33 protein-coding genes and 2 pseudogenes are annotated in these 22,718 nt (G+C 66.9%); 3 read left to right on the top strand and 32 right to left on the bottom strand.

Annotation, left to right across the window (positions count from 1 at the left end; translation table 11 throughout):
- Positions 1–19 precede the first annotated feature (19 nt).
- The 27 genes and pseudogenes from ACE3PU_RS07085 to rpsJ all read right to left on the bottom strand — a co-directional run bounded on the left by ACE3PU_RS07085 (position 20) and on the right by rpsJ (position 14,624).
- Positions 20–1,039 (bottom strand): DNA-directed RNA polymerase subunit alpha, encoded by a 1,020-nt coding sequence (locus tag ACE3PU_RS07085; protein WP_249750407.1) that lies wholly within the window; start codon positions 1,037–1,039, stop codon positions 20–22.
- A gap of 92 nt (positions 1,040–1,131) precedes the next feature.
- A complete protein-coding gene (rpsK, locus tag ACE3PU_RS07080; RefSeq protein ID WP_201100505.1) occupies positions 1,132–1,521 on the bottom strand; it encodes a 30S ribosomal protein S11 in 390 nt (129 codons plus the stop codon).
- A 14-nt stretch (positions 1,522–1,535) separates the two neighbouring features.
- On the bottom strand, positions 1,536–1,904 hold the full coding sequence (gene rpsM / locus ACE3PU_RS07075) for a 30S ribosomal protein S13 (RefSeq protein WP_343792843.1): 369 nt from the start codon (positions 1,902–1,904) through the stop codon (positions 1,536–1,538).
- Between the two features lie 128 nt (positions 1,905–2,032).
- Positions 2,033–2,764 carry an energy transducer TonB gene (locus tag ACE3PU_RS07070; protein ID WP_374388097.1) on the bottom strand — a complete coding sequence of 244 codons (732 nt, stop codon included), beginning with the start codon at positions 2,762–2,764 and terminating at the stop codon, positions 2,033–2,035.
- Between the two features lie 27 nt (positions 2,765–2,791).
- Positions 2,792–3,352, bottom strand: a complete 561-nt coding sequence (locus ACE3PU_RS07065; protein WP_374388095.1) for an adenylate kinase — start codon at positions 3,350–3,352, stop codon at positions 2,792–2,794.
- 35 nt (positions 3,353–3,387) lie between these two features.
- Positions 3,388–4,767 carry a preprotein translocase subunit SecY gene (gene secY / locus ACE3PU_RS07060; protein ID WP_374388093.1) on the bottom strand — a complete coding sequence of 460 codons (1,380 nt, stop codon included), beginning with the start codon at positions 4,765–4,767 and terminating at the stop codon, positions 3,388–3,390.
- Positions 4,768–5,031: 264 nt separating this feature from the next.
- Positions 5,032–5,487, bottom strand: a pseudogene (rplO, locus tag ACE3PU_RS07055) (50S ribosomal protein L15); the annotation flags it as partial.
- A 254-nt stretch (positions 5,488–5,741) separates the two neighbouring features.
- Positions 5,742–5,942: a 50S ribosomal protein L30 gene (gene rpmD / locus ACE3PU_RS07050; protein ID WP_374388091.1), complete on the bottom strand. Its 201-nt coding sequence runs from the start codon at positions 5,940–5,942 to the stop codon at positions 5,742–5,744.
- 3 nt (positions 5,943–5,945) lie between these two features.
- Positions 5,946–6,554 carry a 30S ribosomal protein S5 gene (gene rpsE / locus ACE3PU_RS07045; RefSeq protein WP_374388088.1) on the bottom strand — a complete coding sequence of 203 codons (609 nt, stop codon included), beginning with the start codon at positions 6,552–6,554 and terminating at the stop codon, positions 5,946–5,948.
- Positions 6,555–6,566: 12 nt separating this feature from the next.
- Complete coding sequence (gene rplR / locus ACE3PU_RS07040) at positions 6,567–6,923, bottom strand: 50S ribosomal protein L18 (protein ID WP_374388086.1); 357 nt, start codon at positions 6,921–6,923, stop codon at positions 6,567–6,569.
- A 3-nt stretch (positions 6,924–6,926) separates the two neighbouring features.
- Positions 6,927–7,460, bottom strand: coding sequence for a 50S ribosomal protein L6 (gene rplF / locus ACE3PU_RS07035; RefSeq protein ID WP_374388084.1), 534 nt, complete (start codon positions 7,458–7,460; stop codon positions 6,927–6,929).
- Position 7,461: 1 nt separating this feature from the next.
- Complete coding sequence (gene rpsH / locus ACE3PU_RS07030; RefSeq protein WP_374388082.1) at positions 7,462–7,860, bottom strand: 30S ribosomal protein S8; 399 nt, start codon at positions 7,858–7,860, stop codon at positions 7,462–7,464.
- Between the two features lie 15 nt (positions 7,861–7,875).
- The gene (gene rpsN / locus ACE3PU_RS07025; RefSeq protein ID WP_374388079.1) at positions 7,876–8,181 is read right to left on the bottom strand and encodes a 30S ribosomal protein S14; all 306 of its coding nucleotides are present in this window, start codon (positions 8,179–8,181) and stop codon (positions 7,876–7,878) included.
- A gap of 19 nt (positions 8,182–8,200) precedes the next feature.
- Positions 8,201–8,758, bottom strand: coding sequence for a 50S ribosomal protein L5 (gene rplE / locus ACE3PU_RS07020; RefSeq protein WP_249750396.1), 558 nt, complete (start codon positions 8,756–8,758; stop codon positions 8,201–8,203).
- Positions 8,758–9,066 carry a 50S ribosomal protein L24 gene (gene rplX, locus ACE3PU_RS07015; RefSeq protein WP_374388076.1) on the bottom strand — a complete coding sequence of 103 codons (309 nt, stop codon included), beginning with the start codon at positions 9,064–9,066 and terminating at the stop codon, positions 8,758–8,760. The genes rplE and rplX overlap by 1 nt, the downstream gene beginning before the upstream one ends.
- Position 9,067: 1 nt before the next feature.
- On the bottom strand, positions 9,068–9,436 hold the full coding sequence (gene rplN / locus ACE3PU_RS07010) for a 50S ribosomal protein L14 (protein WP_003164378.1): 369 nt from the start codon (positions 9,434–9,436) through the stop codon (positions 9,068–9,070).
- An 18-nt stretch (positions 9,437–9,454) separates the two neighbouring features.
- Complete coding sequence (rpsQ, locus tag ACE3PU_RS07005) at positions 9,455–9,697, bottom strand: 30S ribosomal protein S17 (RefSeq protein ID WP_219895809.1); 243 nt, start codon at positions 9,695–9,697, stop codon at positions 9,455–9,457.
- A 10-nt stretch (positions 9,698–9,707) separates the two neighbouring features.
- Entirely contained in the window at positions 9,708–9,905 is a 198-nt protein-coding gene (rpmC, locus tag ACE3PU_RS07000; RefSeq protein WP_374388073.1) for a 50S ribosomal protein L29, read from the bottom strand.
- Positions 9,905–10,342 (bottom strand): 50S ribosomal protein L16, encoded by a 438-nt coding sequence (gene rplP, locus ACE3PU_RS06995; protein ID WP_201100518.1) that lies wholly within the window; start codon positions 10,340–10,342, stop codon positions 9,905–9,907. The genes rpmC and rplP overlap by 1 nt, the downstream gene beginning before the upstream one ends.
- Positions 10,343–10,345: 3 nt before the next feature.
- Complete coding sequence (rpsC, locus tag ACE3PU_RS06990; RefSeq protein WP_374388070.1) at positions 10,346–11,101, bottom strand: 30S ribosomal protein S3; 756 nt, start codon at positions 11,099–11,101, stop codon at positions 10,346–10,348.
- Complete coding sequence (rplV, locus tag ACE3PU_RS06985) at positions 11,101–11,481, bottom strand: 50S ribosomal protein L22 (protein ID WP_374388068.1); 381 nt, start codon at positions 11,479–11,481, stop codon at positions 11,101–11,103. Before rplV ends, rpsC begins: the two co-directional genes overlap by 1 nt.
- Position 11,482: 1 nt before the next feature.
- Positions 11,483–11,761, bottom strand: coding sequence for a 30S ribosomal protein S19 (gene rpsS, locus ACE3PU_RS06980; protein ID WP_017506055.1), 279 nt, complete (start codon positions 11,759–11,761; stop codon positions 11,483–11,485).
- A gap of 2 nt (positions 11,762–11,763) precedes the next feature.
- Complete coding sequence (rplB, locus tag ACE3PU_RS06975; protein WP_374388066.1) at positions 11,764–12,600, bottom strand: 50S ribosomal protein L2; 837 nt, start codon at positions 12,598–12,600, stop codon at positions 11,764–11,766.
- A 4-nt stretch (positions 12,601–12,604) separates the two neighbouring features.
- Positions 12,605–12,907 carry a 50S ribosomal protein L23 gene (locus ACE3PU_RS06970; protein WP_374388064.1) on the bottom strand — a complete coding sequence of 101 codons (303 nt, stop codon included), beginning with the start codon at positions 12,905–12,907 and terminating at the stop codon, positions 12,605–12,607.
- Complete coding sequence (gene rplD, locus ACE3PU_RS06965; protein WP_374388062.1) at positions 12,907–13,545, bottom strand: 50S ribosomal protein L4; 639 nt, start codon at positions 13,543–13,545, stop codon at positions 12,907–12,909. Before rplD ends, ACE3PU_RS06970 begins: the two co-directional genes overlap by 1 nt.
- Complete coding sequence (rplC, locus tag ACE3PU_RS06960) at positions 13,545–14,297, bottom strand: 50S ribosomal protein L3 (RefSeq protein WP_374388060.1); 753 nt, start codon at positions 14,295–14,297, stop codon at positions 13,545–13,547. Before rplC ends, rplD begins: the two co-directional genes overlap by 1 nt.
- A gap of 21 nt (positions 14,298–14,318) precedes the next feature.
- The gene (rpsJ, locus tag ACE3PU_RS06955) at positions 14,319–14,624 is read right to left on the bottom strand and encodes a 30S ribosomal protein S10 (protein WP_003164367.1); all 306 of its coding nucleotides are present in this window, start codon (positions 14,622–14,624) and stop codon (positions 14,319–14,321) included.
- A 753-nt stretch (positions 14,625–15,377) separates the two neighbouring features.
- On the opposite strand from rpsJ, the gene ACE3PU_RS06950 reads away from it, so the two are divergent.
- Positions 15,378–16,130 (top strand): outer membrane beta-barrel protein, encoded by a 753-nt coding sequence (locus ACE3PU_RS06950; RefSeq protein ID WP_374388057.1) that lies wholly within the window; start codon positions 15,378–15,380, stop codon positions 16,128–16,130.
- A 146-nt stretch (positions 16,131–16,276) separates the two neighbouring features.
- Here ACE3PU_RS06950 and ACE3PU_RS06945 read toward each other — a convergent pair whose 3' ends face one another.
- From ACE3PU_RS06945 to ACE3PU_RS06935, 3 genes are all read right to left on the bottom strand, one after another.
- Positions 16,277–17,164 carry a GIN domain-containing protein gene (locus tag ACE3PU_RS06945; RefSeq protein WP_374388055.1) on the bottom strand — a complete coding sequence of 296 codons (888 nt, stop codon included), beginning with the start codon at positions 17,162–17,164 and terminating at the stop codon, positions 16,277–16,279.
- A gap of 94 nt (positions 17,165–17,258) precedes the next feature.
- Positions 17,259–18,167, bottom strand: a complete 909-nt coding sequence (locus ACE3PU_RS06940; protein WP_374388053.1) for a transcriptional regulator — start codon at positions 18,165–18,167, stop codon at positions 17,259–17,261.
- A gap of 10 nt (positions 18,168–18,177) precedes the next feature.
- A complete protein-coding gene (locus tag ACE3PU_RS06935; protein WP_374388051.1) occupies positions 18,178–19,338 on the bottom strand; it encodes a GNAT family N-acetyltransferase in 1,161 nt (386 codons plus the stop codon).
- A gap of 170 nt (positions 19,339–19,508) precedes the next feature.
- On the opposite strand from ACE3PU_RS06935, the gene ACE3PU_RS06930 reads away from it, so the two are divergent.
- Complete coding sequence (locus tag ACE3PU_RS06930) at positions 19,509–19,685, top strand: hypothetical protein (RefSeq protein WP_374388049.1); 177 nt, start codon at positions 19,509–19,511, stop codon at positions 19,683–19,685.
- 47 nt (positions 19,686–19,732) lie between these two features.
- Positions 19,733–20,785 carry a L,D-transpeptidase gene (locus ACE3PU_RS06925; protein ID WP_374388047.1) on the top strand — a complete coding sequence of 351 codons (1,053 nt, stop codon included), beginning with the start codon at positions 19,733–19,735 and terminating at the stop codon, positions 20,783–20,785.
- A 24-nt stretch (positions 20,786–20,809) separates the two neighbouring features.
- Here ACE3PU_RS06925 and ACE3PU_RS06920 read toward each other — a convergent pair whose 3' ends face one another.
- Both ACE3PU_RS06920 and tuf read right to left on the bottom strand, forming a co-directional pair.
- A complete protein-coding gene (locus tag ACE3PU_RS06920; RefSeq protein WP_374388045.1) occupies positions 20,810–22,405 on the bottom strand; it encodes a carboxylesterase/lipase family protein in 1,596 nt (531 codons plus the stop codon).
- A gap of 185 nt (positions 22,406–22,590) precedes the next feature.
- Positions 22,591–22,718: pseudogene (gene tuf, locus ACE3PU_RS06915) on the bottom strand (elongation factor Tu); the annotation flags it as partial.

Below are 22,718 nucleotides of genomic sequence, written 5' to 3'. Positions count from 1 at the left end.
GACGGGCGGAGGGTTGAACTTAGATCTGGTCGTCGAACTTCTTGGCCAGATCTTCGATGTTTTCGGGCGGCCAGTTCGGCACGTCCATGCCGAGGCTGAGGCCCATCGTCGCGAGAACTTCCTTGATCTCGTTCAGCGACTTGCGGCCGAAGTTCGGGGTGCGAAGCATTTCGCCCTCGGTCTTCTGGATCAGGTCGCCGATATAGACGATGTTGTCGTTCTTCAGGCAGTTGGCCGAACGGACCGACAGCTCCAGTTCGTCGACCTTCTTCAGCAGGGCCGGATTGAACGGCAGGTCCGGCTTGCCTTCCGAGGCTTCGACCGCCTTGGTCGGCTCCTCGAAGGTGATGAAGATCTGCAGTTGGTCCTGCAGGATGCGCGCGGCGTAGGCCACGGCGTCCACGGGGCTGACCGCGCCGTTGGTTTCGACCTCGAGCAGCAGCTTGTCATAGTCCAGCGACTGGCCCTGGCGGGTCGGCTCGACCCGATAGGCCACGCGCTTGACCGGCGAATACAGGGCGTCGACGGCGATCAGGCCGATCGGCGCGTCCTCCGGACGGTTGAACTCGGCCGCGACATAGCCCTTGCCGTTCTGGACGGTCAGTTCCATGCGCACGGAAGCGCCGTCGTCCAGCGTGCAGATGACGTGATCGGGGTTCAGCACCTCGATGTCGGCCGGAACGTCGATCTGACCGGCGGTCACCGGGCCGGGGCCCGTGGCGCGCAGGGTCATGCGCTTCGGACCTTCGGCATGCATGCGAAGGGCCAGTTGCTTGATGTTCAGGACGATGTCCACGACGTCTTCACGAACGCCTTCCAGCGACGAGAATTCGTGAACCACGCCGTCGATCTGGATGGCGGTCACCGCCGCGCCTTGCAGCGAGGACAGCAGAACGCGACGAAGCGCGTTGCCGAGCGTCACACCGAAGCCGCGCTCCAGAGGTTCGGCCACCAGACGCGCCTTGCGTTGGGCGTCGGAACCGGTCTCGATCTGCGGCTTCTCGGGACGGATCAGCTCTTGCCAGTTTCTTTCGATCATTTTGTCCCTCGAACGGGTTTCGTCGGCTCCGGCCTTGTCGACGAGGCCATGTGGAGCCGACGGAGATGGGGGTGCTTCAGGCGTCGTCGCGATTAGACGCGGCGGCGCTTCGGCGGACGGCAACCGTTGTGCGGCATGGGGGTGACGTCACGAATGGTCGTGATCGTCAGGCCGACCGACTGCAGGGCGCGCAGAGCCGACTCACGGCCGGAACCCGGACCCGAGACGTTCACTTCCAGCGTCTTCACGCCGTGTTCCTGGGCCTTCTTGCCGGCGTCTTCCGCCGCCATCTGGGCCGCGTACGGGGTCGACTTACGCGAACCCTTGAAGCCCATGTGACCGGCCGACGACCAGGAAATCGCATTTCCTTGCGCGTCGGTGATGGTCACCATGGTGTTGTTGAAGCTGGCGTTCACGTGGGCGACGCCCGACGTGATGTTCTTGCGTTCGCGGCGCTTTACGCGACCCGGTTCCTTGGCCATCGATCAGCTCTCTCTTACTTCTTCTTGCCGGCGATCGGCTTGGCCGGACCCTTGCGGGTGCGGGCGTTGGTGTGCGTGCGCTGGCCGCGGACCGGCAGGCCCTTGCGGTGACGCAGGCCGCGGTAGCAGGCCAGGTCCATCAGACGCTTGATGTTCATCGAGGTCTCGCGGCGCAGGTCGCCCTCGACGGTGTGATCCTTGTCGATCGTCTCGCGGATCTGCAGGACTTCGGCGTCCGTCAGCTGGTTCACGCGGCGCGCCGGCTCGATGCCGACCTTGCCGGTGATGTCCTTGGCGGCGGCGGGGCCGATGCCGTGGATGTACTGAAGCGCGATTTCAACGCGCTTGTTGGTCGGGATGTTGACGCCAGCAATACGGGCCACGAAATTCTCCAGATACGCGTTAGTCCGACGCAACAAACGCTCCGGTCAACAGACCTGGAGCGTGGCGCCCTTCGCGGGAAGGCGCCCTTATACAGATGATTCACCGGCCGTCAACGGCTGGCGGGCCGTCACCGCGGGCGATTGCCGAAGTCCACGCCGACCGTGACCCGCTGACCCGCGACCGGCCTGCCGTCCTCGGTCGGCGGCTGAAACCGGAAATAGCCGGCGACCTGAAGGCCCGCGGCCCCAAAGCCCAGGCCCGGCGGCGTCTCGTCCACCACCCGGCATTCGTCCAGCCGGCTGTCCAGGCGAATGACGCATGACAGTTCGACCCGACCATAGCGGCTGCGGGCGCGCGACGGGTGGTTGGCGCGGATCTGGCCGATCGTGGGGCCGGTAACCAGGCGCGGACCCGTCGATCCGCTGCCGGGGCCGGATCCCGATCCAACCCCCGAACCGGCGCCAGTCCCCTGCCCGCCTTCGCCGAAACCCGGCTGGGGCGACGGTACGGGGGCGACACCGACGACAGGCGCAGGCTCGGGCGCCTTGACGGGCGGCGCAGGAATTTCACGCGGGCGCTCTCTGGGCGGAGGCGGAGGCGTATGAACGACCGAGGGCGCGGCGGGCGCCCCGCCTCCGGCCTCAGGGGCCGGCGGCTCGTCAGAGATGGGCGGCGGAGGATCGTAGAGCACGACCTCGAACGGCGGCGGCTCGGCCACCGGCGTCTGAACCGGCCCCCTCACCTGTCCCAGCAGCAGGAACAGGCCGATCTCAGCGACGGCGACGGCGACGAAAACGCCCGCCATGCGCCAGCGTCGCAGGCGGGCCTTCTCGGGATCGGGTTCGGTCTGGTCGGTCATCAGGCGATCAACGCCCGAAACCGCAAATCAGGCCAGGGCCTCGTCGATGGCCTTGGCCACGGACTCGATGGAGCCCATGCCGTCAGCCTCGGTCAGCTTGCCCTGGGCTTCGTAATAGGGAAGCAACGGCGCCGTGTTGCGGTTGTACGCCTCGAGACGGACCTTGAACGACTCGGGATTGTCGTCGGGCCGGCCCTGTTCGGCGAACCGCTTTGCGATCCGTTCCGTCAAGGCGGCGTCGTCAACCTTCAGCCGGACCACGGCGTCGATCTGGGCGCCGCGCTTCTCAAGCATGGCGTCCAGGGCCTCGGCCTGGGCCACGGTGCGGGGAAAGCCGTCGAAGATGGCGCCGCCGGCGGCCTCGGCTTCCGGCAGGCGATCCTCGATCAGGGCGATGACGATCTCGTCGGTGACCAGATCCCCGCGGGCCAGCACGTCCTTGACCTTCAGGCCCAGGTCCGAGCCCGAGGCGATGGCGGCGCGCAGCATGTCGCCGGTGGAGAGCTGGACCATGCCCTTCTCTTCCACCAGCCGCTTGGCCTGCGTCCCCTTGCCCGCCGCCGGCGGTCCGAACAGGATCAAGTTCACGCGTCAGCCCTCCCCCAGGCGTTCAAGTCCATCATTCAGCGGCGAACCGGCGTAGGCGCGCCGCGACCGCCGCGTCCGCGCAGCTTCGCCTTCTTGATCAGCCCCTCGTACTGGTGCGCCAGCAGTTGCGACTGGATCTGGGCGACAGTGTCCATCGTCACCGAAACCACGATCAAGATAGACGTTCCGCCGAAGTACAGGCTGTTGCCCATCTGGGCGACCATGAACTCGGGCAGCAGGCAGACGGCGGTGATGTAGGCGGCGCCGATCACCGTCAGACGGGTCAGGACATAGTCCAGATACTCCGCCGTGCGCTTGCCCGGCCGGATGCCCGGAAGGAAGCCGCCGTACTTGCGCAGGTTCTCGGCCGTGTCCTCCGGGTTGAAGGTGATCGAGGTGTAGAAGAAGCAGAAGAAGATGATCAGGGCGGCGTACAGCGCCATGAACAACGGCTGGCCGTGCGTCAGCTGCGCCGTCACCAGCGGCAGCCAGCTCATCCACGGCGGCAGGTCGGCGTTGGCCGTCATGGTCGCCACCGTCGTCGGCAGCATCAGCAGCGACGAGGCGAAGATCGGCGGAATGACGCCGGCGGTGTTGACCTTCAGCGGCAGGAACGAGCGCTCGCCCCCGGCCATGCGGTTGCCTTCCTGGCGCTTCGGATACTGAATCAGCAGGCGGCGCTGGGCGCGTTCCATGAAGACGATGAAAACGACCGTGGCCACCGCCAAGACGGCGATGAACAGCAGGGCGAAGGCCGACATCTGGCCCTGCTGGGCCAGGCCCAGCAGGCGCGCCACCGTCGACGGCAGAACCGCCACGATGCCGGCGAAGATAATCAGCGAGATGCCGTTGCCGACGCCGCGCGCCGTCACCTGCTCGCCCAGCCACATCAGGAACATGGTGCCGCCGGTCAGGGTCACGACCGTCGAGACGATGAAGAAGACGCCCGGATTGTCGACCAGGCCGGCGGTGCTGTTCAGGCCGGCGGCGATGCCGAAGGACTGCGCCAGGGCCAGGAACACCGTCAGATAGCGCGTGTACTGGTTCAGCTGCTTGCGGCCGCTCTCGCCGCCTTCCTTCTTCAGCTTCTCCCAGGGCGGATACACCGTGCCCATCAGCTGCACGATGATCGACGCCGAAATGTAGGGCATCACGTTCAGCGCGAAGATGGCCATCCGCTCCACCGCGCCGCCCGAGAACATGTTGAACATGTCCAGGATGCCGCGCGACTGGTCCGGGTTCTGGAAGAACTGCAGGAAGGCCTGCGAGTTGATGCCGGGGATCGGCACATAGGTCCCGATCCGATAAACCAGCAGCGCGCCCAGCGTGAACAGCAGGCGCTTGTGCAGCTCGGTCGCTTTCGCGAACGAGCCCATGTTCATATTGGCGGCGAGTTGTTCAGCGGCCGAAGCCATTATGCGTCCCCACGACTGACAGAGTCGTCAGATAGGCGGAAAGCGGCGCTCTTGCGAGGCCGCTTCCGTTCTTTCGTCGTCGCAATGTGATCAAGCCACGGCCCGACGCCGCGACGACGCTTGTGATCAGGCCTTGGCGGCCGAGCGCTTGGTGCGGGCCGAGATCTTGTTCTCGTCGCCACGCGGAGCCTTGGGGACCGGAGCCTTGCCCTTGGCGGCGTTACGCTTCTCGACGCGCGCCGCGGCCTTGGCCTCGGCTTCGATGCGCTGCTCGACGACCGAACCGCCGGCGGCTTCGATGGCCTTCTTGGCGCCGGCCGTGGCCGACCAGACGACCAGGTTCAGCTTGGCCTTGACCTCGCCGGTGCCCAGCAGACGCACGCCGTCCTTGACGCGACGGATCACGCCGGCGGCGACCAGGGCGTCGCCCTTGATTTCCGACTTGGCGTCCAGCTTGCCGGCGTCGACCGCGTCCTGCAGGCGCCACAGGTTCACTTCAGCCAGCTTCAGGGCGTTCGGGTTGTTGAAGCCGCGCTTGGGCATGCGCATGTACAGCGGCATCTGGCCGCCTTCGAAGCCCAGCAGGCTGACGCCGGTGCGGGACTTCTGGCCCTTGACGCCGCGGCCGGAGGTCTTGCCCTTGCCCGAGCCCGGGCCACGGCCGACACGCATGCGCTTCTTGTGCGCGCCTTCGTTGTCGCGGATTTCGTTCAGTTTCATGTGCCTGATCCTTTCGGGTTCTAGCGCCCGGACGTTCGTCCGGACTCGGCGTTGATCCATAGTCGCCCTCCCCGTGCGGGAAGGATGGTCGCCAAGCGACCGGGTGGGGACGGCAAGAGAGACATCCCCGAAACTTCAAGGTCGCGCGCTATAGCGGCTCCCCAGACAACAGTAAAGGCGGCTCTTGCCGAGCCGCCCCCACCCGGTCGCTTGCGCGACCTGCCCTCCCCCGAGGGGGAGGGAAAGTCTTTCGATTACTTCTCGACGATCTCGGTCAGGTGGGCGACCTTGGCGATCATCCCGCGAACCGACGGCGTGTCCTCCAGCGTGGATTCACGGCCCATCCGGTTGAGGCCCAGGCCCACCAGGGTGGCGCGCTGGTCGTTCTTGCGGCGGATCGGCGAACCGGTCTGCTTGACGGTGATCGTCTTGGCTTCGGTCTTGTTCGTGGCCATGACTTAGGACTCCACGGCTTCCGGCGCCGAGGCGCCGTCGTTGCGGCGGCCCATCAGATCCGCGACCTTCTTGCCGCGCTTGGACGCGACTTGACGGGGCGAGGACTGGACCTTCAGCGCTTCGAACGTCGCGCGGATCATGTTGTAGGGGTTCGACGAACCGGTCGACTTGCCCACGACGTCCTGGACGCCGAGGGTTTCGAGCACGGCGCGCATCGGACCGCCCGCGATGACGCCGGTCCCGGGAGGGGCGGCGCGCATCATGATCTTGCCGGCGCCCCAACGGCCGTTGCCGTCGTGGTGCAGGGTGCGGTTCTCGCGCAGCGGAACGCGGATCATGGTCTTCTTGGCTTCTTCGGTCGCCTTGCGGATGGCTTCCGGCACTTCGCGCGCCTTGCCGTGACCGAAGCCGACGCGGCCCTTGCCGTCGCCGACGACCATCAGGGCCGCGAACGAGAACCGGCGGCCGCCCTTCACGGTGGCGGCGACGCGGTTGATGTGCACCAGCTTCTCGACGATGTCCGAATCCGGGCCGTCGACGGGCGGGGCGTTGCGGTTGTCACGACGGTTGCGATCGTTGCCGCCGCCGCCGCGTTGGGGTTGTTGCGCCATCTGTCGCGTCCCTTAGAAGTTCAGGCCGGCTTCACGCGCGGCTTCCGCCAGCGCCTTCACCCGTCCGTGATAGATGTACTCGCCCCGGTCGAAGACGACGTCCTTGACGCCCTTCTCGATGGCGCGCTCGGCGATCAGCTTGCCGATGGCCGAGGCCGCGGCGATGTCCGAACCCTTGGAGCCCTTGCCGCCTTCCAGCGACGAGGCGGCCACGACCGTCACGCCCTGGGAGTCGTCGATGATCTGGGCCGAGATGTTCTTGTCCGAACGGTACACCGACAGACGCAGACGACCGTTGGCGACAGCCTTCAGGCGACGGCGAGTGCGCTCGGCGCGGCGCTTGGCTTGTTGTCGAAGAGAGAGAGCCATGACTTACTTCTTCTTGCCTTCCTTGCGACGCACGGTCTCGCCGGCGTAGCGGACGCCCTTGCCCTTATAGGGCTCCGGCGGACGCAGCTTGCGGATCACCGCGGCGACCTGGCCGACGGCCTGCTTGTCCGAACCCGAGATCTTGATCTCGGTCTGCTTCGGAACGGCGAAGCTGACGCCGGCGGGCGGATCGATGTCGACTTCGTGCGAGAAGCCGAGCTGCAGCGACAGGGCGTTGCCCTTCATGGCGGCGCGGTAACCCACGCCGACCAGTTCCAGCGACTTCTCGAAGCCGGTCGTGACGCCGGTGACCATGTTGTCGACCAGGGTCCGCGACAGGCCCCACATCGCGCGGGCGCGCTGGGTGTCCGAGCGCGGGCTCAGCGACAGTTCGTCGCCTTCCTGCTTGATCTCGACTTCTTCCGCGACGGTCCAGGCGCGCTCGCCCTTGGGACCCTTCACGGTGATGTTCTGGCCGTCGAGCGTGAGCGTCACGCCCTTCGGCACGGTGATGGTTTTCTTGCCGATACGGGACATATCAGTAGACCCTGCAGAGGACTTCGCCGCCGACGTTGGCGTCGCGCGCGGCGGCGTCGGACATGACGCCCTTCGAAGTCGAAAGGATCGAGATGCCGAGGCCGTTCTTGACCGGCTTCAGATCGCCGATCGCCGAATAGACCCGACGGCCCGGCTTGGACACGCGGCTGATCTCGGCGATGACGGGCTGGCCGTCGAAGTACTTCAGCTCGATCTCGAACTGCGGAAACTCACCCGGGTTCTGAACCAGGTTGTAGCCGCGGATGTAGCCTTCGTCCTGCAGCACGTCGAGGACGCGCTGGCGCAGACGCGAGGCCGGGGTCAGCACCTTGGAACGCTTGCGGGTCGCCGCGTTCTTGATGCGAGCGATCATGTCGCTCAGGGGATCGTTGATCATCATGTCTGTTCGCTCCCCTTACCAGCTCGACTTCGTCAGGCCAGGGATCTGGCCCTGGTTGCCGAGTTCACGCAGGGCGATACGGCTCATCTTGAGCTTGCGATAGAACGCACGCGGACGACCGGTCACTTCGCAGCGGTTGCGAATGCGGGTCGGCGCGGAGTTGCGCGGCAGAGCCGCCAGCTTCAGGCGCGCGTCGAAGCGCTCCTCCAGCGGCAGGCTCTCATCGTTCGCGGTCGCCTTCAGGGCGGCGCGCTTTGCGGCATACTTCGCAACCAGGGCCTTGACGGCTTCGTTGCGGTTTACGGCGCTTTTCTTAGCCATTGATCTCTTCCCTTCCCGCTCAGTTCACGAACGGGAACTTGAACTCGACCAGGAGAGCCTTGGCTTCCTCGTCGGTCTTGGCCGTGGTGCAGACGACAATGTCCATGCCCCACATCTGGTCGATCTGGTCGTAGTTGATCTCGGGGAACACGATGTGCTCCTTCAGACCGGTGGCGTAGTTGCCGCGACCGTCGAAGGACGTGCCCTTCAGACCCCGGAAATCCTTCACGCGCGGCAGCGCGATCGTGATGAACCGGTCCAGGAACTCGTACATCTGGTCGCCGCGCAGCGTCACCTTGCCGCCGATGACCATGCCTTCGCGCAGCTTGAAGCCGGCGATGGAGTTACGGGCCTTGGTGGCGACGGCCTTCTGACCGGCGATGGCGGTCAGATCCTTGAGGGCGGCGTTCGCCTTCTTGGAGTCCGCGACGGCTTCGCCGATGCCCATGTTCAGGACGATCTTGTCCAGCTTGGGCACCTGCATTTCGTTCGTGTAGCCGAACTTTTCCTTCATCACCTGGCGGATGCGCGCCTGGTACTCGCCCTTGAGGCGGGGGGTGTAGGTCTCGGTAGCCATCAGATGACGTCTCCCGTCGTCTTGGCGATGCGGACCTTCTTGTCCCCATCGATCTTGAAGCCGACGCGGGTCGCCTTGCCGTTGGCGTCGGCGATCGCGACGTTCGACAGGTGAAGCGAGGCTTCCTTGTTCTTGATGCCGCCTTGCGGGTCAGCCTGGCTCGGACGCGTGTGGCGCTGAACCATGTTGACGCCTTCGACGAGGACGCGGTTTTCGGCGGGCAGGACCTTCAGCACGTTGCCCGTGCGGCCCTTGTCCTTGCCGGTCAGGACGACGACGCGGTCGCCCTTCTTGATCTTGGCGGCCATGTTACAGGACCTCCGGAGCCAGCGAGATGATCTTCATGTGGTTCTTGGCGCGCAGTTCACGGGGAACCGGGCCGAAGATCCGCGTACCGACCGGCTCGTTCTGCTTGTTGACGATGACCGCGGCCGACTTGTCGAAGCGGATGACCGAGCCGTCCTTGCGCTGGATGTCCTTGGCGGTGCGCACGACGATGGCGCGAACGACGTCGCCCTTCTTCACGCGGCCACGCGGGATGGCTTCCTTGACGGAGGCGACGATGGTGTCGCCGATCGAGGCGTAGCGGCGCTTGGAGCCGCCCAACACCTTGATGCACATGACCCGGCGGGCGCCCGAATTATCGGCCACTTCCAGGTTAGTTTGCATCTGGATCATAAGATCAGATCCTTCTGATTACGACGCCGATGCGGGGGAAAGAACTTCCCAACGCTTCAGCTTGGACTTGGGGGCGCACTCGACGATGCGAGCGACGTCGCCGACCTTGAGCGCGTTGGCTTCGTCGTGCGCGTGATACTTCTTCGAAAGACGCACGGTCTTCTTCAGAACGGGGTGAAGCAGGGTGCGCTCCACCTTGACGACGACGGTCTTCTCGCCCTTGTCGGACACGACCACGCCTTCGAGAATTCGCTTGGGCATCTTCGTTTCCTTACGAGGCCGCACGCTTCTCGCGCAGAAGCGTCGAGATACGGGCGATGTCCTTGCGCACTTCCGAAACGCGATGGGTCTTTTCCATCTGGCCGGTGGCGGCCTGGAAGCGCAGGTTGAACTGTTCCTTCTTGAGCTTCAGCAGCTCGTCGGACAGCTGGTCGGTGGTCTGCGACCGGAGATCGGCGATCTTGGTCATTAGGCGGCTTGCTCCGTGACGATGCCGGCGTCGAGGCGGGTGACCACCTTGGTGCGGACCGGCAGCTTGGCGGCGCCCAGACGCAGCGCCTCACGAGCCACGTCGTCCGGCACGCCGTCGATTTCGAACATGATGCGGCCCGGAGCCACGCGAGCGGCCCAGTGGTCCACCGCGCCCTTGCCCTTGCCCATGCGGACTTCGGCCGGCTTGCCGGTGACGGGCAGGTCGGGGAACACGCGGATCCACACCCGGCCCTGACGCTTCATCTGGCGAGTGATCGCGCGGCGGGCCGCTTCGATCTGACGCGCCGTGATGCGCTCCGGCTCCATGGTCTTCAGACCATACGAGCCGAAGTTCAGCGAGAAGCCGCCCTTGGCCGAGCCGTGGATGCGGCCCTTGAAGGCCTTGCGGTACTTGGTCTTCTTCGGTTGCAACATGACTTAGTTCTCACGTCCCCGGTCGCGACGCGGACCGCGGTCGCCACGGGGGCCGCCGCGTTCGCGGCCTTCGTTCGAGGACGGACCCGAGGCTTCCTGGGCCCAGCGCTTGTCCTGGGCCATCGGATCGTGCTCGAGGACTTCGCCCTTGAAGACCCAGACCTTGATGCCGATGATGCCGTAGGTCGTCTTGGCTTCGTAGAAGCCGTAGTCGATGTCGGCGCGCAGGGTGTGCAGCGGCACGCGGCCTTCGCGATACCACTCCATCCGCGCGATTTCGGCGCCGCCCAGACGACCCGAGACGTTCATCCGGATGCCCTTGGCGCCCAGGCGCATGGCCGACTGGATCGAACGCTTCATCGCGCGACGGAAGGCCACGCGGCGCTCCAGCTGCTGAGCGATGTTCTCGGCGATCAGCTGCGCGTCGGTTTCCGGCTTGCGGACTTCGACGATGTTCAGGTGAACTTCGCCTTCGGTCTGGGCCGAGATGTCCTTGCGGAGCTTCTCGATGTCAGCGCCCTTCTTGCCGATCACGACGCCCGGACGGGCGGCGTAGATGGTGATGCGGCACTTCTTGTGCGGGCGCTCGATGATGATGCGCGACACGCCGGCGGCCGCCAGGCGTTCCTTCAGCCACTCGCGCAGCTTCAGGTCCTGGTGCAGCAGGCGGGCGTAGTCGGCGCCGCCGGCGAACCAGCGGCTGTCCCACGTGCGGTTCACGCCGAGGCGCAGACCGACCGGATTGATTTTCTGTCCCATCAGGCGGCCTCGCCGGCTTCACGGACCACGATCGTGATCTCGCTGAACGGTTTCAGGATGCGCGACGAGCGACCACGAGCGCGGCTCGCGAAACGCTTCATCACCAGGTTCTTGCCCACGAAGGCCTCGGCGACGACCAGGTTGTCGATGTCGAGGTTGTGGTTGTTCTCGGCGTTCGACACGGCCGAATACAGGACCTTGCGGACGTCGCCAGCGATGCGCTTGCGGCTGAATTCCAGCTCGTTCAGCGCCTTCTGGACCGGCATGCCGCGGATCGATGCGGCGACCAGGTTCAGCTTCTGGGGGCTGATGCGGACGTTGACCAGCTTGGCGCGGGCCTCGGTCGGCGCGACCCGACGGGGGTTCTTGGTCTGGGCCATCTTACTTCCTCTTGGCCTTCTTGTCCGCCGCGTGGCCCGGGAAGTTCCGGGTCGGGGCAAACTCGCCGAGCTTCATGCCGACCATCTCTTCCGAGACCGACACGGGCACGTGCTTCTGACCGTTGTGGACGCCGAACGTCAGACCGACGAACTGCGGCAGGATGGTGGAGCGGCGCGACCAGGTCTTGATCACGTCCTTGCGGCCCGACGATTGAACGGCGTCGGCCTTCTTGAGCAGATACCCGTCGACAAACGGGCCTTTCCAGGAGGAGCGGGCCATTCTTAGCGAGCCTTCTTCACGTGGCGGCTACGGATGATGAACTTGTCCGTCGCCTTGTTCTTGCGGGTACGAGTGCCCTTGGTGTCCTTGCCCCACGGGGTGACCGGGGTGCGACCGCCAGAGGTCCGGCCTTCACCACCACCGTGCGGGTGGTCGATCGGGTTCATGGCCACGCCGCGGACGTGCGGGCGGAAGCCCATGTGACGCTTGCGGCCGGCCTTGCCGAGGTTCTGGTTCATGTGGTCGGGGTTCGAAACCGCGCCCACCGTGGCGATGCAGCCGTCCAGGACCATGCGCAGCTCGCCCGAGCCGAGACGGATCTGGGCGTAACCCTGATCGCGGCCGACCAGCTGGGCGTAGGCGCCGGCCGAACGGGCCAGCTGGGCGCCCTTGCCCGGCTTCATCTCGATGTTGTGGATGATCGTACCCACCGGCATCGAACGGAGCGGCATGGCGTTGCCCGGCTTCACGTCGGTCTTTTCGCCCGCGACGATGGTGTCGCCAGCCTTAAGGCGCTGCGGCGCGATGATGTAGGTCTTCTCGCCGTCCTCGTAGGTCACGAGCGCGATGAAGGCCGTGCGGTTCGGGTCGTATTCCAGACGCTCGACCGTGCCGACCATGTCCCACTTGCGACGCTTGAAGTCGATCTTGCGGTACAGGGTCTTGGCGCCGCCGCCGCGGAAGCGGACCGCGATGCGACCGCCCTGACCACGTCCGCCCGACTTGGTCAGGCCTTCGGTCAGCGACTTTTCCGGACGGCCCTTGTGCAGTTCCGAACGGTCGACCAGCACGAGGGCGCGACGGCCCGGCGAAGTCGGATTGTAGGTTTTCAAGGCCATCTGATCAGAGCCCCGTGGTGACGTCGATCGACTGGCCGTCGGCCAGCGTCACGATCGCTTTTTTGATGTCGACCCGGCGGCCCAGGATACCCCGGAAGCGCTTGGTCTTGCCCTTTTGGACCAGGGTGTTGACCTTCAGGACGTTGACTTTGAACAGGCTTTCGACCGCCGCGGCGATCTCGTCCTTGGTCGCCGTTTCGGCGACGCGGAAGACGACCTTGTTCTGCTCGGACAGGATCGTGGCCTTCTCGGTGATCACCGGAGCCAGGATGGTGTCGTAGTGCTTGGCGGTAGGTTGAGCGGCCATTACGCGGCTTCCTTGTCGCTGAAGCGGGCTTCGATCGCCTCGACGGCGGCCTTGGTCAGCACCAGCTTGTCGGCCCGCAGGATGTCGTAGACGTTCAGGCCGGCGTTCGGCAGCACGTCGATGTGCGGGATGTTGCGAGCGGCCAGGCCGAAGTTCGTGTCGACTTCCGGACCCGCGATGATCAGGGCCTTGGTCCAGCCCAGCTTGCCGAAGGTCTCGCGCAGCGAGGCCGTCTTGGCTTCCTTGACCGAGACGCTGTCGACGACGATCAGGTCGCCGGACTTCGCCTTGGAGGACAGGGCGTGACGCAGGGCCAGGGCGCGGATCTTCTTCGGCAGCGAGAAGCCGTGGTCGCGGACGACCGGACCGAAGGCGCGCGAACCGCCGACGAACTGCGGCGCACGGCGCGAACCGTGACGAGCGCCGCCGGTGCCCTTCTGCTTGTACATCTTCTTGCCCGTACGAGAGTTCTCGTTGCGGGTTTGAACCTTGTGGGTGCCGGCGCGGCGCTTGGCCAGTTGCCAGTTGACGGTGCGGGCCAGCAGGTCGCCGCGGATGTCGGCAATGCCGAAGACGGCGTCCGACAGGTCCACGTCACCGGCGGCCTTGCCGTCGAGCTTGATGACAGAGAGTTTCATTACGCTTCACCGCCTTCGGTCGCTTCGGCCGGGGCTTCTTCAGCCGGGGTCGAGGCGGGTTGAGCAGCAGCCGTCTTGTTCGACTTGATCGCGCCCGGGAACGGGGCGTCGGCCGGACGGGCCTTCTTGATGGCGTCGCGAACCTTGACGTAGCTGCCGTCGTGACCCGGGACAGCGCCCTTGATCAGGATCAGGCCACGCTCGGCGTCCACGCGGACGACGGTCAGGTTCTGGGTGGTGACGGTTTCGGTCCCGTAGTGACCGGCCATCTTCTTGCCGGGGAACGTACGACCCGGGTCCTGACGGTTACCCGTCGAACCGTGCGAGCGGTGCGAGACCGACACGCCGTGGGTGGCGCGCAGACCGCCGAAGTTCCAGCGCTTCATGGCGCCGGCGAAACCTTTACCGATGGTCTCGCCCTGAATGTCGACCTTCTGGCCGACCAGGAAGTGCTCGGCGGTGAGCTCGGCGCCCACGTCCAGCAGACCGTCCGCATCAACGCGGAACTCGGTGACATAGGCCTTCGGCTCGACCTCGGCCTTCGCGAAGACTTCGCGTTGAGCCTTGGCCGTGTTCTTGGCCTTCTTGACGCCAGCGCCCAGCTGAAGCGCGACGTAGCCGTCACGCTCCTGGGTACGTTGGCCGACGACTTGGCAGCCGTCGAGCTGCAGCACAGTGACCGGAACGTGCGCGCCGTCATCGGCGAACACGCGGGTCATGCCCAGCTTCTTGGCGATCACGCCCGTGCGCATCGGATCCCGCCTCTTTCTTCTTTAGATCTTGATCTCGACGTCCACGCCGGCGGACAGGTCGAGCTTCATCAGCGCGTCCACGGTCTGCGGGGTGGGGTCGACAATGTCGAGCACGCGTTTGTGCGTGCGGATTTCAAACTGCTCGCGCGACTTCTTGTCGACGTGCGGCGAGCGGTTCACGGTGAACTTTTCGATCAGGGTCGGCAGCGGAATCGGACCGCGAACGGTCGCGCCGGTGCGCTTGGCGGTGTTGACGATCTCGCGCGTCGAAAAGTCGAGGACGCGGTGATCAAAGGCCTTGAGCCTGATGCGGATGCTTTGATCCATATCGGTGCTTACTTCCAATGCGGTCGGAGGACCGCGTCCCTGTGAACCATTTCAAAGACCGAAGGCCTTCGGGCACGAGGCCCTCAGGGTACGCAATCCGCAAAAACGATCGGCCCACGCAGTTGCCCGCGAAGGCCGTGAAGTCCCAAGAAGCTGCAAAGAACAGGTACTTAGGTCGTTCCTGCGAACCGCGTCTGCACCGAAGTGCACAGCCGGTCCAACAAGAGTGGCGGCTTATGCCTATCGATTCCGATTTCGTCAAGCGGTGAAGCCAGGGCTCAGACAGGATTTCGTCAGCCCGCGATGGGGGCCGCTTATCCGCTTCGTAGATCGCGCCCCTGACGAACGGTTCTGATGCGGAGCGCCGTCCTTCGCCGATCCGCAGCGCCTCCGTCCACGGCTCGATCTCCACGGCGCAGCGTTCCAATGACGCCAGGTCGATGATGTGCCTTCTCTTATTAGGCGCGGAGAAAAGGCGATGGGTTCGCACGCCGCATCCGCGCCCTCCCCCCCGAGCAGAATCGGCCCGCAGGTTCGGGCACGGGATTCGCCGACATTGCCGCCCCTTAACCGATCCGCCCCACAGCCTCCCCAACTGTGACACAGCCGCGCCACAATGCGTGACAGTTACGCAACAATCGTGCGACAGCCCGTCGTCTAACAGCGGTTTAATGCTCAGCTTCGTCCGGATGCTGTTAGCAGCGCCCTCCCCTGAGCCCCCACTCAGGGTCAAGACTGCTAGGAAACAGAAAAATGAAGACGCTCTTTCTCGCTTCGGCCGCCGCGGCCGCCCTGTTCGCCGCCCCGGCGCTGGCCCAGGACGCCATCGGTTCGGTCGGCCTGACCTACTCCAACCCGTCGGTCGAAATCGCCGGCGAGGACTTCGACGCCGACGTCTGGACCGTGGACGGCACGGTCGCCATCCCGGCCAACAACTGGACCGTCACCTTCAACGGCGCCATCGACTACGCCAAGGCCTTCGGTGAAGACGACACCACCGGCGCCGCCGCCGCCCACCTGACCACCATGGTCGCTGGCGACGTTCGCGTCGGCGGCTTCGTGGCCGGAAACGGCATCGGCTCGGGCGACACCGTCTACACCGTCGGTGCCGAAGCCCAGAAGTACCTGGCCGGCTCGACCCTGACCGGTCTGGTCGCCTACACCTCGGCCGATGACCTGGACGCCGACATCTGGACCGTCGGCGGCGACGCGGCCTTCTACGTGACGCCGAACCTGCGCCTGAACGCCGGCGTCAGCTACAACAACGTCGATGCGAACCTGGGCGACGTCGACACCTGGACCTACGGCGTGGGCGGCGAGTACGAGTTCACCGGCACCCCGTTCTCGGTGGCCGCCGGCTACACCCGCGCCGACATCGAGTCGATCGACGTCGACACCTGGTCGTTGGGCGTCCGCTACAGCTTCGGCGGCGGCCTGCAGGCCCGCGACCGCGCCGGCGCCGGCCTGAACGTCTCGTCGATCGCGAGCGTCCTGGGCGGCCTGTAAGACTCGGCTAAGCCAACCTGAAATGTCACGGCCCCGGCGGAGCGATCCGCCGGGGTTTTCGTTTGTCCGATCTGCGGCGCGCACAAGAAAAGGCCCCCGGGGTTCCACGACCGGGGGCCTTCCTCTCGCGGCGGAGAGACTCGGGTCTAGCGCCCGATGTTCACGGATCCCGAACCCACCACCGTTCGGGACACCTGGCCGGTCGCGGCGCCGATGTTGACGTCGCCGGAACCGGCGATGGCCACGTTCAGATCGCGGGTTGCGCCGCCGTAGCGCACATCGCCCGACCCGCCGATCGCCACCGAAAGCTCATTCATCCGGCCGTCACGGACGGTCACGTCGCCCGAGCCGCCGATGGAGATGTCGCCGTCTCCATCGACCCGCGCCACCAGGATGCTGCCCGAACCGCCGACGGCGGCGTCCAGGTCGCGGGTCGCGCCGGCCGAGATCGAGCCGGACCCGCCGACCTTGGCGTCCAGCGACCGCGAGGTTCCGGCCCGGATCGAACCGGATCCGCCAACGCTCAGCGCCACCGCGCCGTCGGTGTTGGCCACGGTCCAGTCGCCGCACCCGCCGCTGCCGAGTTCGACCGAGCGCGCGCCGCGTCCGACCGCCCCATAGACCGCCCCCCCGGCGCTGACGTCCACGTCGCGGGGCGTCCGCAGCACGATCAGCGGGGCGTCTTCCAGCCGGATGCGGCCCAGGTCGCGCACCTCGACCACCGCGCCCTCGCCGGGCTGGCGCGCATTGGCGGGTCCGCTGCTGCAGTTGCGGATGCCGTCGCTGCTCCCGAACACGCCGCCGCGGCGCAGGCCGCCGTCGATGCGGACTTCCCCGCCACGGCGCTGCACGTCGATGCGCGGCAGGCGTGAATTCCCTTGGGTGACCTCGACACCGACGTCGCTGCGGTCCTCGACGATGACGATGACGCGGGCGACCGCGTTGCGGATCTCGACCTCGTCGGCCATCGCCGGCGCCGCGGCGCAGGCGGCGACCAGGGCGGCGGATGCGGCGGCGAACAGTGCGGATTTCATGAGGCTCTCCCTTTCCCGAATGTGTGGGAAAGGTGCGTCACGGCCCGTACGAAGTCATTTTAACTCGAGGTCATGAACTCGAATTAACGCGCCGTCACCGGGTCAGAAGGCCGGCGCCGTCGGCGGCGCCGACCTCTGGCTCGAAGTCGCGCTCGAACTTGGCGATCCGGCTCTTCATGGCCCCGGCGCGCTTCAGCGCCAGCGACGCCGCCCACCGCGCGGCCAGTTCCGGCGTGGACATGCCGTCGGTGAACCGGGGCTGGCCGCCCCGACTGCGGATCACCGCATTGGTGAACAGCGCCCCGTTTCTGAACCGCGACGGCCAGGTCTGAAAGTCCATCGACAGGCTGACGCAGAACCGGTCCAGGTTCTCCACCCGATGCGGCGCGTACAAGGGCCACGTCAGCGCCTGCCCGGGCTCCAGGTCCATGACCTGCGCGTCGCCCTCGAACGCCAGCACATAGGGCAGTTCCTCCGTCGTCTGCCGCGCGACCACCTGCTCCATGTTGCGTTCAGGCAGATGCTGCTCGTCGCCCGGATAGATGAACAGCCGCTTGCGTCCCCGCATGTGGAACAGCACGACCCCCGCGGCGTCGAAATGATAGGGCACCCGCGCCTTGGGCGACGACAGGATCAGCTGGCCCGCAGTCTTCACCGCCCGCATCCCCGGATACGCCGCCTGGATCTTTGCGAAGTCCGCCATGGCGGCGGCCCACAGTTCGGGCCAGCCGGTCTCGACCTGGCGCAGGTTCACCCACAGTCGCCCCTGCTTGATCGCCTCAAGCAGGTCCTCGCCCGACAGCCTGCCCCGCGCCCCGGTCCGCAGCGAGACCTGCCCCTCGGCGTCGTAGTCGTACAGATTGATGTCGAAGAGGTCCGCCGGATAGCGGTCCAGCACCGCCGCCAGCGCCGCGTCCTCGGCGAAGCCCTGATCGACCAGGGTGTGTGGATGCTGCCGGGCCTCGGCGATCGGGCCTGGATAGCGGGTGCGGCGGTGGGTCATTGAGCCTTCCTCAGGCGTGCGCGACGCGCGCAGGCGTCTTGCGTCGGACGGCGATCTTGGCGGCCGCAGAGCGGGCCGCGACGGCGGCGCCCCGCAGCCGTCCGGCGGCCGTGTCTTCGCAGGCCTCGATGGTCGCCCAGCGTCGCCGCAGCGAGGCGCGGATCGCTTCCCCCCGTCCCCCGGCGCGGTCCAGCGCGCCGACCATGGCGTCGGTCGCCAGGCTGGTCAGCCCGGGCCGCATCACCACGGCCTCGCGCACCGTCTGGCGCGCGTTGACGAAGTACTTCTTGTAGTGCTCGCCCTCGAAGCCGAAATCGAACACCCGGAACCCGTCGGCGCCTGCCAGCCGCATGGTGTCCATGCTCAGCAGGATGCCCGGCGAGCAGCGCGCCAGGCTGGGCTCATAGGCCGGGAACCAGAAATGGTAATGCCGCCCGGCGTGCAGCGAGAACTCGATCGCGGTCAGCCGGTCGCCGCCATGCATGGTCGCCAGAGAGGCGCCGAAGTCGGGGCGATCCTCCCGCATCAGCGCGTGCAGCAGGTCCCGTGTCCAGCCGCAGGCGAAGATGTCGTGCAGGCCCGAGCGTCGATACTGAGCCGCCTTCAAGTCGATCAGGTGATCCAGCAGCACCGGATCTCGCAGGCCATGCGCGACCGTGATCGGGCCCAGCTCGGTCTCCAGGCTGCGTCTTGCCCGCTCCTTGTCCTTGAAGAACTTGCCGAAGGTGCTGCGGCGCTCGGCGTACCAGCCGTCGAAGCCTTCGTCGGGCAGGGCCGCCTGCACCGTCATCCGGGGCTCGCCGCTCTCGGCCGCGCCGATCCAGCCTGGCACGTTCAGCCGCCGCGCCTTCAGCAGGCGCGCGACCTCTTCCAGGCCGATGTCGCCGCCCGTCGGGGCGATCACGCCGTGATAGTCGTTCATCGGCGCGCCCAGCGGCTGTACCGCTCCGCCGCGCCGCTGATGGGGGAAGAAGCCGACCGTTTCCTGCCCGCGCCGGAACACCGCCACTGCGGCCCCAGGACAGACCCGCGACGCGACCTCGGTGTAGTCCCAGCGGAAATAGGGGCTGCTCAGCGCCGGATTGGTCGTCGACCATTGGCGCCACAGGGCGACGTCGGCGGCGCCCAGGGCCTGCGCCTTCACGATCTCGACCTGCAGCATTTCGGCCATGGAAGTCCTCATGCGGTCCTCGGCAAGCAAGGACCGTTCCGCCCCCGACATTGCCCTCTGCGCTGTTTCGGCACGGTTCATGGTCATGGTGAACTTCCGTTCACGGAGCCGTGTCGCTCCGCCCGCGTTAGGGACAGGCGGACGCTCCTGCTCCGCTGCGAGACACCACGATGACCGACCCCCGGCCCGAAGATCGCCCCGACAACCGCAAGGTCGAGAACGAGAACCAGCGCACGCCCGCCCATGAGGGCGAACCGCCCCGGCCGGCCACCGAGCCGCGCGGTTCCGAGGGCTCCAGCAACTCGGGCGAAACCGCCACGGATCCGGCGACCGGCGAAGAGAACTGACGCCCTATCCGCCGCATCGCCGTTCGCCTCAGCCTTCAAGAGTTTGCATGTCCCATCGTTCCGTCTTCCTCGCCGGCGTGACCGCCCTTTCGCTTGCCGCCTGCAGCCCGCCCGCTCCTACGCCGCCCGCGCCGGAAGAAGCGGGCCAGACCGGCCCGCTGTCTCGCGACGCCATCGAGAACACCGCCTACGCGCCGGCCGCGTCCGCATCGGCGTCTCAGCAGGCCGATGGCGCCGCGCCCACCGCGCCGGCGCAGCCCGACCCAGCCCTGATCCGCGCCCAGGTCCTGCTTGAGCGGGCCCGCTTCTCGCCCGGCGCCATCGACGGCCTGGCCGGCTCGAACATGCGCCAGGCCGTGGCCGCCTTCGAGAAGGCCAACGACCTGCCCGTCGACGGCGAGCTGGACGCCGAGGTCATGGCGCGCCTGCGCGCGGGCGGGACCGGCGCGGTCACCTCGACCTACGAGATCACCGCACAGGATGTCGCCGGCCCCTATCTGGGCGCCGTCCCGACCGAGCTGGAAGCCCAGGGCGAAGCGCCGCACATGGGCTACGCCAATGTCGTCGAGGCCCTGGCCGAGCGATTCCACGTCACGGAGCCTCTGCTGCGCGCCATGAACCCGAACGCGGACTTCACCCGCGTGGGCCAGAAGCTGCTCGTCCCCGCCGTCGACAACACGCCCCTGCCCGCTGACGTCGACCGTATCGATGTCGACAAGGCCGAGGGCTCGGTCCGGGCGTTCGCCGCCGACGGCCGACTGCTCGCCTACTATCCCGCCACCATCGGCAGCGGCGACAATCCGACGCCGACCGGCACGGTCAAGGTCAACGGCGTCGCCCGCAATCCTGACTACACCTACGATCCCGACAAGCTCAGCTACGGCGATGTCAGTCGCAAGATCGTGGTCAAGCCGGGTCCGAACAATCCGGTCGGGGTCGTGTGGATCGACCTGAACAAGCCCAGCTACGGCATTCACGGCGCGCCGGAGCCGGCCACGATCGGCAAGACCCAGTCACACGGCTGCGTCCGCCTAACCAACTGGGACGCCTGGGAACTGGCCGACATGGTCAAGCCCGGCGTCACGGTCCGCTTTCTCTAAAGCCTGACCCCGCGTCGGGTCGGTCTAGGGCGCGACCGCCCCGAACGGCGTGCCGTCCCAGAAGGCGCACTGGTGCCGCTCGAAGAAGGTCCGGTCCAGCCGGTCGCCCTCTGGAGCGAACACGCGAACTGGCCCCGCGTCTTCGATGCGGGGCCAGTCTGCGCCGAAATCCCTGTGCCCGAAATCGGCCCACAGCCCGCGCATGCGCGCCGACAGCGCCGCCTGTTCGGGCGTGAACCGCGCTGGGTCGGCGAACACCCAGCTGGTTCCGAAGACATAGGCCAGCTCGCTGGCGTGATAGGCGCCCAGGTCCAGCCCGACCAGCCAGACCGGAAGCCGGAACGGGGCGTCGCGGTCCGCGAACTCATAGGCCCAGACCGGCGCATACTTCGACATTTGCCGCCGCAGCGCCTGGGACGGACAGGCGAAGCGCTGGGCCGTGAAGTTGGCGGCGATGGCGTAGGCGGGCCCGTCCTCGCCGACCGGATACCGCTCCAGCACGCGCGGACCCACGTCGCCGTACATCCAGACGGTCTCTTTCTGGTAGCGATCCAGATCCTTCACCTCGTTGGCGAACAGCCGCCCCTCGTCCAGGTTCGTGCCGATGATCGCCGGTACGCGGGTGAACCTCCCCTCGGCGATCGCCACTGCGGGGCTTTCGGGCACGGTCGCATCGGTGTGCACCGGCCCCCACGAACCCGGCCCGTTGATGCCGGCCCGCAGCGAGGCCGCCCGCGACAGCCGCCACGCCGGCAGCGCCCGCAGGCAGTCAACGGCGTCTTCGCCCTCGCAGCCCAGGCGCGCGGCGAACGCCGGACCGCTTTCGGCCGCCGCCTGCGCGCTGACCAGCGACGAGGGCTCCAGGCATCCGCCGCTTTGCAGGATCACGCGTTGGAACAGGCCCCGCGCGGCGGGCGCCGTCATCAGGTAGCACGCCGTCCACGCCCCGGCGCTCTCGGCGAACAGGGTGACATCAGCAGGATCGCCGCCAAACGCGCCGATGTTTTCACGCGCCCACTTCAGCGCGGCCAGCTGGTCCATTAGCCCGAAGTTGCCGCCGAAGCCTTCTCCATCGGCCTGAAATCCTGGATGCGCCAGCCAACCCAGCGCGCCCAGCCGGTAGTTGAGCGTGACCACAACGCGGTCCTGCTCGCGCGCCAGCCGCGTCGGGTCGTAGTTGGCCCCGCTTCCCACGGTGAAGGCGCCGCCGGGCACATAGACCATCACCGGTTTCGCCCCGCCTTCGCCCGCCGGCGCATAGACGTTCAGGTAAAGGCAGTCCTCGGAACCGACCACGATCCCCCCGCCGCCGCCCAGGATGGCGCGTCGCCCGATCGCCTGGGTGCAGTCGGCCCCGATGCGGGTCGCATCCCGGACCCCGCTCCAGGGCTCGGCCGGCTCGGGCGCGCGCCAGCGTCGTTCGCCGACCGGCGGCCGGGCGAAAGGCACGCCCAGGAAGGCCCTGACACCGTCCCCCTCGACCCCGCGCAGCACCCCGGCCTGGGTTCGAGCCGATGCCGGCCGGGCGTCGGCGGCGAAGCGGACATGATCGACCTTGCCGGGGTGGGTGGCGCAGGCCGCCAACCCGAACAGGACAGCGATCAGGGCGATCAGGCGCATCGAAAACCTTTGCTGTTCCGGAGACGGGAATAACGTCGAAGGTCCCGGAGGTTTCCTTCGCGACGCTACGCCCGTGCAAACGCAGAAGCGGCCCCCGGATTTCTCCGGGGGCCGCTCTGTCACGTGATCCAGTCTCGGCCTCGAACCGCGCGTGAGCGCGACAGGCCGAAATCGGCGATCGTCGATTACTCGATGATCTTGGCCACGACGCCGGCGCCGACGGTGCGGCCGCCTTCACGGATGGCGAAGCGCAGGCCCTGGTCCATGGCGATCGGGGTGATCAGCTCGACGTTCAGCTCGGCGTTGTCGCCGG

The sequence above is a fragment of the Brevundimonas sp. genome (assembly GCF_041911375.1).
Classification (GTDB): domain Bacteria; phylum Pseudomonadota; class Alphaproteobacteria; order Caulobacterales; family Caulobacteraceae; genus Brevundimonas.
Note: the sequence above shows the minus strand (reverse complement) of the source record. Positions and strands in the feature narration are given on the sequence as shown.